Origin of the sequence: Chlorobium sp. (assembly GCF_049593655.1) — a bacterium.
Classification (GTDB): domain Bacteria; phylum Bacteroidota; class Chlorobiia; order Chlorobiales; family Chlorobiaceae; genus Chlorobium.
In genome coordinates this window covers 21,199-33,717 of sequence record NZ_JBAWHG010000040.1, presented here as the reverse complement: position 1 = coordinate 33,717, position 12,519 = coordinate 21,199, and the positions used below count along the sequence as shown (strand labels likewise).

Annotated in this window: 9 protein-coding genes and 4 tRNA genes; 7 read left to right on the top strand and 6 right to left on the bottom strand. The window is 53.9% G+C overall.

Annotation, left to right across the window (positions count from 1 at the left end):
• Positions 1-5: 5 nt before the first annotated feature.
• Positions 6-1,463, bottom strand: a complete 1,458-nt coding sequence (locus WBP50_RS06550; protein WP_423932584.1) for a peptidoglycan DD-metalloendopeptidase family protein — start codon at positions 1,461-1,463, stop codon at positions 6-8.
• A 165-nt stretch (positions 1,464-1,628) separates the two neighbouring features.
• Between WBP50_RS06550 and murA the strand changes: the two genes are divergently transcribed.
• The 5 genes from murA to WBP50_RS06525 all read left to right on the top strand — a co-directional run bounded on the left by murA (position 1,629) and on the right by WBP50_RS06525 (position 3,358).
• Entirely contained in the window at positions 1,629-2,903 is a 1,275-nt protein-coding gene (gene murA, locus WBP50_RS06545; RefSeq protein WP_423932582.1) for a UDP-N-acetylglucosamine 1-carboxyvinyltransferase, read from the top strand.
• Positions 2,904-2,989: 86 nt separating this feature from the next.
• Positions 2,990-3,063: transfer RNA gene (locus WBP50_RS06540), tRNA-Ile, on the top strand.
• Positions 3,064-3,104: 41 nt separating this feature from the next.
• Positions 3,105-3,178, top strand: a tRNA-Glu gene (locus WBP50_RS06535).
• A gap of 7 nt (positions 3,179-3,185) precedes the next feature.
• Positions 3,186-3,262, top strand: a tRNA-Arg gene (locus WBP50_RS06530).
• Between the two features lie 23 nt (positions 3,263-3,285).
• A tRNA-Gln gene (locus WBP50_RS06525) sits at positions 3,286-3,358 on the top strand.
• 577 nt (positions 3,359-3,935) lie between these two features.
• Here WBP50_RS06525 and WBP50_RS06520 read toward each other — a convergent pair.
• On the bottom strand, positions 3,936-4,229 hold the full coding sequence (locus WBP50_RS06520) for an H-NS family nucleoid-associated regulatory protein (protein ID WP_423932581.1): 294 nt from the start codon (positions 4,227-4,229) through the stop codon (positions 3,936-3,938).
• A gap of 150 nt (positions 4,230-4,379) precedes the next feature.
• On the opposite strand from WBP50_RS06520, the gene WBP50_RS06515 reads away from it, so the two are divergent.
• Positions 4,380-4,670 (top strand): JAB domain-containing protein, encoded by a 291-nt coding sequence (locus WBP50_RS06515; protein WP_423932579.1) that lies wholly within the window; start codon positions 4,380-4,382, stop codon positions 4,668-4,670.
• 976 nt (positions 4,671-5,646) lie between these two features.
• Here the strand turns inward: WBP50_RS06515 and WBP50_RS06510 are convergent.
• From WBP50_RS06510 to hisD, 4 genes are all read right to left on the bottom strand, one after another.
• Positions 5,647-5,889, bottom strand: a complete 243-nt coding sequence (locus WBP50_RS06510; protein WP_423932577.1) for a hypothetical protein — start codon at positions 5,887-5,889, stop codon at positions 5,647-5,649.
• 144 nt (positions 5,890-6,033) lie between these two features.
• The gene (gene acnB / locus WBP50_RS06505) at positions 6,034-8,604 is read right to left on the bottom strand and encodes a bifunctional aconitate hydratase 2/2-methylisocitrate dehydratase (protein ID WP_423932576.1); all 2,571 of its coding nucleotides are present in this window, start codon (positions 8,602-8,604) and stop codon (positions 6,034-6,036) included.
• A gap of 281 nt (positions 8,605-8,885) precedes the next feature.
• Positions 8,886-9,947 (bottom strand): tRNA preQ1(34) S-adenosylmethionine ribosyltransferase-isomerase QueA, encoded by a 1,062-nt coding sequence (gene queA / locus WBP50_RS06500; protein ID WP_423932574.1) that lies wholly within the window; start codon positions 9,945-9,947, stop codon positions 8,886-8,888.
• Positions 9,944-11,230 carry a histidinol dehydrogenase gene (gene hisD / locus WBP50_RS06495; protein ID WP_423932573.1) on the bottom strand — a complete coding sequence of 429 codons (1,287 nt, stop codon included), beginning with the start codon at positions 11,228-11,230 and terminating at the stop codon, positions 9,944-9,946. Before hisD ends, queA begins: the two co-directional genes overlap by 4 nt.
• 257 nt (positions 11,231-11,487) lie before the next feature.
• Here hisD and WBP50_RS06490 point away from each other — a divergent pair, with 257 nt between their 5' ends.
• The gene (locus WBP50_RS06490) at positions 11,488-12,516 is read left to right on the top strand and encodes a rod shape-determining protein (protein ID WP_423932571.1); all 1,029 of its coding nucleotides are present in this window, start codon (positions 11,488-11,490) and stop codon (positions 12,514-12,516) included.
• The last annotated feature ends 3 nt before the right edge of the window (positions 12,517-12,519 follow it).

Sequence of the window (12,519 nt, the reverse complement as noted above, 5' to 3'; positions counted from 1 at the left end):
GATTACTACCGTCTGAGCCATCTTTCAGGGTTCTGCTTCACTTTCCCCTTCCAGATTTCAAAATGAACAACCGATCCGCCTTCAGGCATTTTTCCTGAAACACCGATCAGCTGCTGGGATTTGATGATGTCGTTTTTCGCCACATTCAGGGCGCCTAAATTTGCATAGACCGTCAGGTACGAGTTGGGATGGCGGATAATGACAATATTGCCGAACGTCGGAAGATAGGCTATCTGGACCACTTTTCCGCCGGATACGGCCCGTACGGGTGTGCCTGCCGGTACGGATATGTCGATACCGTTGTTTGTCGTCACGATTTTCAGGTCCCGGTCCTGCGTGGTTCCGAACTTCTGGGAAACCACTCCACCCCTGACCGGCCACGGCAGCGAACCGTATGTTTTATCGAAATCGGCCGATACGCTCTCAATATCTTTCGATGTGTAATCGGGTACAATGGTGACCTCTTTTCTGGAGGCATACTTTTCCTGCCTGGCCTTTACCGAAGCCGGAGGCTTCCCCTCGCGTTCACCAGACCTTTCGGGTTCAGGCTTTTTCTGCGAGAGAAGACGCTTTTCTTCAAGTCTTTTTGCTTCAAGACGGCTTGCTTCAAGACGGCGGGCCTCGAGCTGCTGCTGCCGACGCGCCGCCTCGGCGGCAACGGCCTTCTGTTCCGCCATGACCAGATTCTGTATTTTCGACTGCAGCTGCTGCCGTTTCTGTTTTACGGTATTGAGCTGCTCCATATACTGCTGCTTGTCTTTTTTCAGCTGAACAAGCACACTCTCCTTTTCTTTCCGGTTCTGGGCATAGTTTTTCAGCTGGCGTTCCTGCTCCCGGACAAGGGCGGCTTTTTCACGGTAGCGCTGCTGCAGCGTCGCCCGGTTGTTTTCAAGCTGAACCGCGCTTTTCTGCAGCCTGTCGACATCGCCGCCTACCGCTCTGGAGAAAAAGCCCATGTACTTCGACCGCACAAGGGCATCGTTGATCGATTCCGAGGCAAACAGCTGTTCGGCCTCCCTGTTCCGCCCGTATTTGTATACGGAAACCGCGGTCCGGCGAAAACCCTCCGAAAGCCGGTCGTGCGTCTTCCTGTTTACGTTCAGTTCGTTGCCGAGACTGTCGATATCCCCGTCGAGCGTCGCAAGGTAGCTCTGGTTCTCGCTGATCAGCTTTTCGGTAACCAGTATCTGGCGGCGGATGTTTTCCAGTGTTTTGAGCGACTGTTTTTCCTGTTTCGAAGCCGTATTGAGTTTCGACTGATAGACCCGAAGCTCCTGCTGCAGGCGTTTGAGTGTCTTTTCAACCGACAGGCGCTCCCTTTTGATCCTCTGTATCTCGGTATTGACAACCGGCGCCGAAACGGCCGCAGTGAAAGAGGGAAGCGACAGAAAAAACAGAAGCAGAAAACAGACAAGCTTTTGCGGACAGCGGACTCTCGGTAACGGGGATTCAGGGATCATCATGTACATAACATGCTTTCCGGCATTTGGGAAAAAGAGAACCTTTTGGATGTGCAGTTAATAGGTAAATCATAATTTTTTTCTTCTCATCAAAGGCCCCGGTGTTTTTTTCTGTTTTTTTTGAATCGAAATAAGTAAATATGAGTTTTTTCATTACTCCACAGTACCATGGACAAGCTTGTCATAAAGGGCGGAAAGCGTTTAGCGGGCACAGTGACCGCTTCAGGATCGAAAAACTCGTCGCTGCCGGTCATTGCAGCAACCCTGCTGTGCAGCGGGGGAAGCTGCACGCTGCACAGAATTCCCGATCTGCAGGACATCAGGACCTTCACCCAGCTGATCAATCATCTCGGCGCAAAAACATCGTTCTCGGATAATACCCTGACTGTTGCAACCGGGGACGTCGAGAGCATTCTGGCTCCGTATGAGCTTGTCAAGAAAATGAGGGCCTCCATCTACGTGCTCGGCCCGCTGCTTGCCCGTTTCGGAGAGGCGAGAGTTTCACTGCCCGGCGGCTGCGCTTTCGGGCCAAGGCCGATCGACCTGCATCTGATGGCCATGGAAAAACTCGGGGCTGAGATTTCCATAGAAACCGGCTTCATCACGGCAAAAGCTCCGGGAGGAAAGCTCCGGGGCGCCCATATCGACTTCCCGATCTCTTCAGTAGGGGCAACCGGCAACGCCATGATGGCCGCCGTGCTTGCCGAAGGCACCACAACCCTTACCAACGCGGCTGCGGAACCCGAAATCGTGACGCTCTGCCGCTTTCTCTCGGCAATGGGAGCCCATATCACCGGAACAGGAACCACCGAACTGGTTATCGAAGGAGTACCTTCCCTGTCGGCCGTCGAGTTCACCAACGTCTTCGACAGAATTGAAGCCGGCACCCTGCTTGCCGCTGCCGCCATAACCGGAGGCGAAATCACCATCGAGGGAGTCGAACCCGATCAGCTCAGATCGGTTCTGAAAAAATTCACCCATGCCGGCTGCACCGTCACCCACACGGCGGACAGCGTCACCCTCAAAAGCCCCGGAAAACTCGGAGCGACCGACATCACCGCAAAACCCTATCCCTCCTTCCCCACCGACATGCAGGCCCAGTGGACTGCGCTCATGACCCAGGCCGAGGGCACGAGCCGCATTACCGACCGGGTCTATCACGAGCGGTTCAATCACATTCCCGAACTCAACCGCCTCGGAGCGCATATCGAGATCAAGAAGAATCAGGCTGTGGTGCACGGACCACGGAAGCTTTCCGGAACGAAGGTCATGTCGACCGACCTGAGGGCTTCGGCCTGCCTGGTGCTTGCCGGACTGGTTGCAGAGGGGGTTACCGAGGTGCTTCGGGTCTACCACCTCGACCGGGGATACGAAAAAATCGAAACGAAGCTCACCGCTCTCGGAGCCGACATCGCAAGGGAGCAATACAAGGAGTTTTCCTGATCGGAAAAAACCTTTGAAAGAATTATTATTGTTTTGCTAATTTGAAGCCAAAAGTTATATTAACAGCCTCTAAAGCGAAGGTTTGAGGGCCCTTAGCTCAGTTGGTCAGAGCAAGCGACTCATAATCGCTGGGTCGTAGGTTCAAGTCCTACAGGGCCCACTGAGAAAGGCAGAACGTTCTTTAGCATCACACAGTATCATGGCGTGTTCGTCTAGTGGCCCAGGACATCGCCCTCTCAAGGCGAAGATCACGGGTTCGAATCCCGTACACGCTACACTGTTGCACCCGTAGCTCAACTGGATAGAGTATCTGACTACGAATCAGACGGTTAGAGGTTCGAATCCTCTCGGGTGTACCATACGATCATATGCTGAACTTTATTGAGGAGTGGCCAAATTGGTAAGGCTCCTGATTCTGGATCAGGCAATTCCAGGTTCGAGTCCTGGCTCCTCAGCAACGAAAAAACCCTGTAACGGAAAATGTTACAGGGTTTTTTCGTTTCCGGAAGGAACAATCTTTCTCTGGTGATTTCAGCCAAAACTGTCCCTGGAACCGTACCTCAAACTGTCCCTCGGGATCCCCGTAATGCAGGGCAAAATATCCCCCGCCAAAAAGCTCTTCCATAACATGCTTCGAAAGCCTTCCGCCTCACGATACATGCAAGGCCGACAGGATAACAAGATCGACCAATGAGATGCATCATATGAACCCGATCCTGTCAGCGAAAGGTGAAGAGGTCACCGACATGAAGAGATGTGGTTGGAAGCCTGGTGATGCAATTTGCTTGTCTATGCCCTGCTCTTCATACCTTTATTAATAGAGATTGACATGATGCGACACATTGTTGAACAGTTACTATGAATTGATGGGGACTGGTGTTTGTGTGGTATCCTTCGTTTTGAAGAATTTTATCGGATTATGTAGAATTTTTTACTAATTCCGGGAAGAATTGCGTCTTATTCGCAGAGAAATAAAAAAGGGATCACTATAATTGTGATCCCTTTTTTCAGTAATTATTTGCTCTCACAGAATCATGCAATAAGGTAATCGTCCAGCCGCCCGCCTCTTTCCTCAATAGCCTTAACCCAGTTAGGCTTTTTACCTTTTCCGCTCCAGGTTTTATCCTCCAGCCTGTATTTAACTGTTTTTGGTCTTTTTACTTTACCGGAGAGCATTTTCCCCTGTATATCATTGATTGAAATGCCAAATTCATGCATCTTTGAAAGAATATCAGCTATTGCTTCTCTTTTGCCTGCAGCTTTTTGTTCTTTAATCTGCTTCTGGATGGCCGCTATCTGTGCCTGTAATTCTGCGATAGTTTGCATAGTAATACCTCGGATTATGATTTAGGGGGTTACCGTAACAATATATTTTTTTAATAAAAAATACAGACAAAAAATTTCGGATATTCCATGCCGGCAAGAAGATATCGAGCGCTGCATTCTCAGCTGAGTTCCTTATATCTACAGGACTGCATGAGAAGCCGCAGATGGAGTTTTATTCCATCTGCATGCATAACCAAGAACAGGATCGCAGGCTTTGAGATGGCGAGCAGGGAAACCTTAAACTCATCTCTCATACATCCAAGAGTGGTATTCAGGAGTACTCTCTTAACCAATCCTCATGCTATCATCCTGGCTCACAATCATCCTTCCGGTGAAACAGTACCAAGTAATGCCGATAAAAGGGTCACAGAGATACGTGTAGAAGCCGGAAAACTCCTCAGTATTGCAGTTGCCGAGCTTGTTATTATCGGGAATACATGAAGCCATTTCAGCTCAAGGGTATGCGATTCACAGACAATTCGGTACCGTCGAGAAAAGTTCGTCACCCGGCATTGAAGGAAATGTCCTCCGTGCCGGCTTGGCCCACATAATACTGAGGTGTTTCGTTAATTGTTGATTGCATACGCTTCTACCACGCCAACAAAATCAGTAGGCATGCAGAATTTGTTTGATTCTCACCTACACTTACTACACCATTAGCACCAGTCCACTCCTCCCACCGTATGAGATCATCCTTCATCTCTGAGTGCCGGTTGTGTAGCTGCTACAGACCCCAACGATTCCGCTGTCAACATGATGGCCGATGATCCCGCTCGGCAATGTCAGGACGGATACCTGTTGCGCGCATTCCGGTGCTTATGGCGTGCCTGAGGTGGCCAGGGGGTGAAACTCCTGTACTTCTGCAAAATTTTCACAATCGTATTATTCAGAGAAGCGAACAATGGTTCGTGCCTCTACCCTCCCTTATGTTCCTTTGGCACTGACGTCCGTTGATCATCATCGATTTGTTTCCACTGCATATTCATACTTCGCCGGGTCTGCCGCCTGTCCGGGGAATCAGCAGGAGTACATTATCCATAATCCTGGATGGTTTTTCATTGACCGAGTGAACAAGAGTACGAAGCCGGATGAGGGGAAGCACTTTAACGTTCAGCTTCAGGCGCTGGCTTCCGGAGGCAGGCCAAAGGGTTTGCCGTAATCAACCCTCGCGGTATGCTTGCGGCATAAGCTTTTTTCAGGCAGGCATGAGACCCCTGGTCCCGGATCAGGCGATTCCGGGTTCGGGTCCTGGCTCTTCAGCAAAAAAAAGACACGGTTACCCTGGTGGCCGTGTTTTTTTTGTCCTGTCCGTACAACCACGGATACGGCGCTTGCCCCTTTAACGTCTGACAGGGCAAAAAAAAGGAAGACAGCGCTTGCGCACTGTCTTCCTTTAAAATAGATCGGAGAACCGAACTTATTTTGCTGCAGGAGCTTCTGCAGGCTTTTCTGCGCCAGCTGCAGGAGCTGCTTCTTCAGCTGCAGGAGCTGCTTCTTCGGTTGCTGCAGGTGCTGCTTCTTCGGTTGCTGCAGGTGCTGCTTCTTCAGCTGCAGGTGCTGCTTCTTCGGTTGCAGGTGCTTCTACAGGAGCTTCAGTTTTTGCACAGCCAACGAATGAAACTGAGCTTAAGAGGAAGAGGAAAATGAAAAGTTTTTTCATTGCTCGATTGTTGTTTTTGTTGTTTTGATAATTGAACAGCTTCTTCAGCTAACGAATATTAAAAAAAAACAGTGAGTTTTCAAAAACCGACTGCATGGCTGAATATGCAAAATATTTCCAAATCCAGCCATATAAAAATATTTTTTAATCGACGAGCACCTGAAGATCCTCCTGGCCAAGCCTGTGGAAATCCAGATAACGGTAAATCTCCCGCTCCCGCTCGCCGGAAAGCAGTTTTCTGACCACTTCGAGGTACTCGTCCCTGTTGGGCAGATGACCGAGCAGCGCGGCTACGGCGGCAAGCTCGGCAGAACCGAGATAAACCTGCGCACCTTTGCCCATACGGTTATCGAAGTTTCTCGTACTGGTCGAGAACACCACTGCGTTGTCGGCGACCCTTGCCTGGTTGCCCATGCAAAGCGAACAGCCCGGCATCTCCATACGCGCGCCGGAAGCGCCGAACACGGAATAGTAGCCCTCTTCGACGAGCTTTTTCATATCCATCTTGGTGGGAGGCGAAATCCAGAGCCTTGCCGAAGCGACCCCCTTGTTGCGAAGCACTTCGCCGAGAGCGCGGAAATGGCCGATATTGGTCATGCAGCTGCCCACGAAGACCTCATCGATCTTCTTCGGGCGGGTGTCGTCGAGCAGCACCTCGCTGAGCGTCATGACGTCGTCGGGATCGTTCGGACAGGCAAGCACCGGCTCGGTGATGGTGCTCAGGTCGATGTCGAGCACCGCCGCATATTCCGCATCGGCGTCAGGTTCCAGAAGCACGGGATTGGCAATCCACTCCTGCATTTTGCCTATTCTGCGACGCAGGGTCTCGGGGTCGCCGTAACCCTCTTCGATCATCTGCCGGAGCAGGGCGATATTGGAGTTGAGATACTCGATGACCGGCTCCTTGTCGAGGCGGACCGTACAGGCCGCCGCGCTGCGCTCCGCCGAAGCGTCGCTGAGTTCGAAAGCCTGTTCCACCTTGAGCTGCGGAAGTCCTTCGATCTCCAGAATCCTGCCGGCGAAGATATTTTTCTTTCCTTTTTTCTCGACCGTCAGCAGTCCCCGTTTGATGGCGACATACGGAATGGCATTGACAAGGTCGCGCAGGGTGATCCCCTCCTGCAGTTCTCCGGTGAAGCGCACAAGCACCGACTCGGGCACGTTGAGCGGCATGGTGCCGGTCACCGCGGCAAAGGCCACGAGACCCGAACCGCCGGGAAAGGATACGCCGATGGGAAACCGGGTATGAGAGTCTCCTCCGGTACCGAGGGTATCGGGAAGCACCATGCGGTTCAGCCAGGTGTGAATGACACCGTCTCCCGGCCTGAGGGCTACGCCGCCACGGCTCATGATGAAATACGGCAGCGTGCGGTGCAGCTTGACGTCCGAAGGCTTGGGATAAGCCGCCGTGTGGCAGAAACTCTGCATCACCAGATCGGCGCTGAAGCTGAGTGCGGCAAGCTCCTTGACCTCGTCGCGGGTCATGGCGCCGGTCGTATCCTGCGAGCCGATCGTCAGGGTTTCGGGCTCGACATACATGCCCGGCCTTACTCCTTCGAGACCGCATGCCTTGCCGATCATTTTCTGCGCGAGAGTATAACCCTTTCCGGAATCAGCAGGCTGGGAAGGCGCCGTGAAAATGCTCTCCTCTCCCATGCCGAGCACGGCTCGCGCCTTTCTGGTAAGGGTTCTTCCGATAATGAGAGGAATCCGCCCGCCGGCTCTCACCTCGTCGGCAAGGGTATTGGGAGCGAGATCGAAACGGGAGATGATCTGGCCGTTCTTCTCTATCCTGCCTTCGCAGGGGTAAACATCGATCACGTCCCCTGTCTCCATGGCGCTCACATCGGCCTGGATAGGCAGGGCGCCTGAATCTTCGGCGGTATTGAAAAAAATCGGTGCAACAATGCCGCCGATCACCACGCCGCCGGTTCTTTTGTTCGGTACGGCGGGAATATCCTGGCCGAGATGCCACTGCACCGAGTTGATACCCGATTTTCTGCTCGATCCGGTGCCCACGACATCGCCGACATAGGCGAGCGGGTTGCCTTTCTCCTTGAGGCGGGCAATTGTTCCGATAGGGTCGTCCATTTTCGAGCCGAGCATGCAGAGCGCATGGAAGGGAATATCGCTGCGGGTAAACGCCTCGCTGGCCGGTGAAAGATCGTCGGTATTGGTTTCGCCGGGCACCTTGAAGACCGTCAGGGTCATTTTCTCAGGCAGTAACGGCCTCGAGGTGAACCATTCGGCATCGGCCCACGACTGCAGCACCTCTTTTGCATACGGGTTGGAAACCGACATGTCGGCAACGGCATCGAATGAATCATAGACCAGCAGCACACTCTTGAGCATGGCTGCGGCCGTGCTGCAGATCAGGGAATCCTCATGGCTCAATGCATCGATAAGCGGCTTTACGTTGTAACCGCCAAGCATGGTGCCCAGAATTTTAACCGCCTCTGCCGGCGTCAGGACTTCGCAGCTCGCCTCACCCTTGATGATGGCGTCAAGAAACGCCGCTTTCTCGAAAGCGGCATCGTCCACACCGGGGCTGATGTGCTCACAAAACAGTTCAAGCAGATACTCTTTATCGACGACCGGCCGCTGCCGGAGCAGTTCGATCAGCGAACGTGCCTGTTCCGCCGTCAACGGCAGAGGCGGAATGCCAAGCTGGGCTCTCTCTTCAGTATGCGCGCGATATTGGCTGACAAAACTCATAGGTCATTCTCCCGGAGTTACGATTGAAACGGTTATTACATTGAGATCCGACAGGAAGGGAAACGCTCTTTTGTCTTCAGGAAAAAGACAAAAGAACTATAATAGCACACCTTTTTTTTAAAACAAAACAATAGCGGAAACATGGCCCGAGAACAGGCCGCACTTTCTAAGTCCGATCTTCGGACCTGTCTGAAATAGTAAAGCGGTCAACCGGCAGCAGAAACGCGCCGGCAAAAAAATTTCCGTTCTTCAGCCGGCAGGCTCCATAAAACAGGAAAAAGTCAGCGGGATTCAGCCCTGAGGCCGGTCAGCACTCCTGCTCCTGCAAGCATGCTGTCGCCGTAACTGAGAAAGCGGTAGTTTTCGGCCGTCGCCTCCCCATATGCCTTCATGAGATGCTCCCTGCCGGCAAATGCGGCGGTCAGCATCAGCACGGTCGAACGCGGTGCGTGAAAATTGGTGAGCAGAAGATCGATAACCCTGAACCTGCAGCCCGGATAGATGAAAATATCCGCTTCCCCGCTCATTCCCGTTTCCGGAGCATCCCATTCCGGACGCCCGGCAGCATGTTCGAGCGAACGGGTAACCGTGGTGCCCACCGCTACCACCCTTCCGCCTGCAGCCTTTGTCCGGTGGATCTTTTCGATGGCGTCCAGCGGTATTTCGTAGTACTCCCGGTGCATGACGTGCTCCTCGAATCGTTCGACCCGTATCGGCAGAAATGTTCCCAGTCCGACATGCAGGGTCAGCACCGCCGTATCCACCCCTTTTCCGCGGAGCCTGGCAAGCAGTTCGGGGGTCATGTTGAGCGAAGCTGTCGGTGCGGCAACCGAACCCGGACGCTCGGCGAAAACCGTCTGGTATCGTTCCGTGTCGACCGCTTCGGCCTCCCGTTTCAGGTAGGGGGGAATGGGGACGGCGGCATGCCGTTCGAACAGAAGCGGCAGGTCGAGGCCCTCGGTGGATGCGATGCGGGCGATGCCCTCGCCGGCGATCTCGCAGACCAGCAGGTCGTGGCCGTGTGCCGTGAGCCGGTCCCCTTTTTTCAGGCGTCCCCGGTAAAGCACAAGGTCCTGCATCCCCTCATGTTTTTCAAGCAGCATCAGTTCTACCGAGGCTCCCGTGGTTTTCAGGGCGAACATCCTCGCCTTGACCACCCGGCTGTTATTGAGCACCAGCAGGTCCCCTTCCCGTAAAAAATCCGCAAGAGCCGCATACCGGCTGTGCAGCGTCTCCCCCGTCGTGCTGTCGAGCACCAGCAGCCGGGACGAGCCCCGCTCCTCGGGAGGGTACCGGGCTATCATCCCCTCCTCGAGCGGATAATCGAAATCGCCTGGCTTCATGACTGCCTGAGCCGTTCACGAACCGCTTCGGCATGGGCCTGAAGCCCCTCATGGTCGGCAAAGGAGGCGATTTTTTCGCCGCAGGCGAGCAGCTGTTTTCGTGAATAGGAGATGATCGAGGTGTGCTTGATGAAATCGCGAACCGAAAGAGGGGAGAAAAACCTCGCCGTCCCGTTGGTCGGCAGGGTGTGGTTCGGCCCGGCGAAATAATCGCCAACGGTTTCGCAGGAGTACGCCCCCATGAAAACGGCTCCGGCATGACGGATTCCGGTAAGCACATCCCATGGGCTTGCAACATGCAGTTCCAGATGTTCGGGCGCTATCATATCGGAAACCCGACAGGCTTCCTCCATGGAACCGGTAATGACGATGGCCCCGTTGGCCGAAAGCGCCCCGGTGATCACCTCCTTGCGGAGCATGCCGCCGATACGGCGCATTGCAGCATCCCTTACGGCAAATGCCAGCTTCTCGGACGGCGTGATGAGGACGGCCGATGCGTCGGGGTCGTGCTCTGCCTGGGCGAACATGTCGAGCACGATGAAATCGGGATTGGCCGATTCATCGGCAAGCACAACCACCTCGGAAGGTCCGGCGATGCTGTCGATGGCGACGTGGCCGAACACCATTTTCTTGGCCAGGGCGACATACTTGTTGCCCGGTCCGGTAATGATATCGACTTTGGGGATGGTCCGGGTGCCATAGGCAAAAGCCGCGACCGCCTGGGCCCCTCCAAGCTTGTAGACGCGTCCGACACCGGCAACGGCGGCGGCGGCAAGAATATGCGGACTGATCTTCCCCTCACGGTCGCAGGGGGTCGTCAGACAGATCTCCCCGACACCGGCAACCTGGGCAGGCGCGGCATTCATGAGCAGAGAGGAGGGATAGGCTGCTTTTCCTCCGGGCACATAGAGCATGGCTTTCTCCATGGGAGTCACCCGCTGGCCGAGAATCACTCCACCCGGTTCTTCATAGAAAAAACTTTTTTCCACCTCATGGCGATGAAAGGCCGTTATGTTCCGGTAAGCCTCCTCGAGCACCCCGATAAAGGCGGGATCGGCATTCTCGTAGGCTTCGGCGATCTCCTCGGGAGAGACCATCATCTCCTGCAGGCGGACTCCCTGAAACCGCTCGGTAAAGTCACGCACGGCAGCGTCTCCTTCCGTGCGGACCGAATGAAGGATGTCATGAACGGCGTTTTCGACATCCGGTTCGTAGACAACGCTTCTTTCCAGCTGTTTTTTCAGCGCCTCTTTGTCGGTGGCATAACGGTAGATATTCAACACTTTTTCAATCCCGTTTATGGTTTTGCAGACCGCTTTTTCCTGTTTTTGCTAATGTAGTGAATCGTGCTGTTTATAAAAACCGTCCCCCTTCCCGACAAAAGAGCAGACTCCGAAAAAAGAGCTGCAGGAGGGGCTCTTTTCATTTGAAAAAAAAGTTCTATTGGAGTACTTTTAGGGTTCAGATGAAACCTTGGAATATAGCCTGAACAGCCGCCTTTCCAAGCCGCGATGACACCACACTTAGATCTATTGATGACATGAGCTTTTTCAGCAGCCTGTTCCGGGATATCGCTATCGATCTCGGCACGGCAAACACTCTTATTTATATCCGCGACAAAGGGGTCGTACTCAATGAGCCCTCGATTGTCGCTCGCGAACGTAACTCGGGAAAGGTTGTAGCCATAGGCCACGACGCCCTCCTGATGCATGAAAAAACCCACCCCGGCATTGTTACCATAAAACCTCTTGCCAACGGCGTGATCGCCGATTACGAAGCCACCGAAGAGCTCATCAAGGGGCTGATCAACAAAACCAAAACCCAGTTCTCGTTCGGCATACGCAGGATGGTTATCGGCATTCCTTCCGGCATCACCGAGGTCGAAAAACGTGCCGTGCGGGATTCCGCAGAACATGTAGGGGCCAAGGAGGTCTACCTTGTGGCCGAGCCGATGGCTGCGGCAATCGGTATCGGCATCGACGTCAAGGAGCCGATGGGCAACATGATCGTCGATATCGGGGGCGGCACCACGGAAATTGCGGTCATCTCTCTGGGAGGCATCGCATCGGGGGAGTCCCTGCGTGTAGCCGGCACCGACATCACCAACTCAATCGTCAGGCACTTCAGAAAAGCATACAACCTCGCTATCGGGGAACGCACCGCAGAGGATGTCAAAATCAAGATCGCATCGGCCTACAAGCTCGACAAGGAGCTGACCATGACCGTGCGGGGCAGAAACCTGGTTACGGCGCTCCCGGAAGAACGCGAAATCAACTCCCCCACCATCAGGGACGCGATCGCCACGCCGATCAGCCAGATCATCATCTCGATCAAGAAAAGCCTCGAGGTCACCAAACCCGAGCTTTCAGCCGATATCCTCGACCGGGGACTTTTCCTTGCAGGCGGCGGAGCCCTCATCAAGGGGCTCGATAAAAAAATCAACGAGGAAACGAAGCTTGCCGTGCATATCAGCGAAGAGCCGCTGACGGCCGTAGCCAGAGGCACCGGCGAAGTGCTGGAAAACCTCGAGAAGTACCGCAGCGTCCTGCTTTCCACAAAACGCTACTGACCC

Excerpts from the sequence above, each read along its gene's own strand:
- WBP50_RS06550 (WP_423932584.1), bottom strand. The coding sequence starts at position 1,463 with ATGATGATCCCTGAATCCCCGTTACCGAGAGTCCGCTGTCCGCAAAAG.
- WBP50_RS06520 (WP_423932581.1), bottom strand. The coding sequence starts at position 4,229 with ATGCAAACTATCGCAGAATTACAGGCACAGATAGCGGCCATCCAGAAG.
- WBP50_RS06515 (WP_423932579.1), top strand. The coding sequence starts at position 4,380 with ATGAGAAGCCGCAGATGGAGTTTTATTCCATCTGCATGCATAACCAAG.
- WBP50_RS06490 (WP_423932571.1), top strand. The coding sequence starts at position 11,488 with ATGAGCTTTTTCAGCAGCCTGTTCCGGGATATCGCTATCGATCTCGGC.
- murA (WP_423932582.1), top strand. The coding sequence starts at position 1,629 with ATGGACAAGCTTGTCATAAAGGGCGGAAAGCGTTTAGCGGGCACAGTG.
- queA (WP_423932574.1), bottom strand. The coding sequence starts at position 9,947 with ATGAAGCCAGGCGATTTCGATTATCCGCTCGAGGAGGGGATGATAGCC.
- acnB (WP_423932576.1), bottom strand. The coding sequence starts at position 8,604 with ATGAGTTTTGTCAGCCAATATCGCGCGCATACTGAAGAGAGAGCCCAG.
- WBP50_RS06510 (WP_423932577.1), bottom strand. The coding sequence starts at position 5,889 with ATGAAAAAACTTTTCATTTTCCTCTTCCTCTTAAGCTCAGTTTCATTC.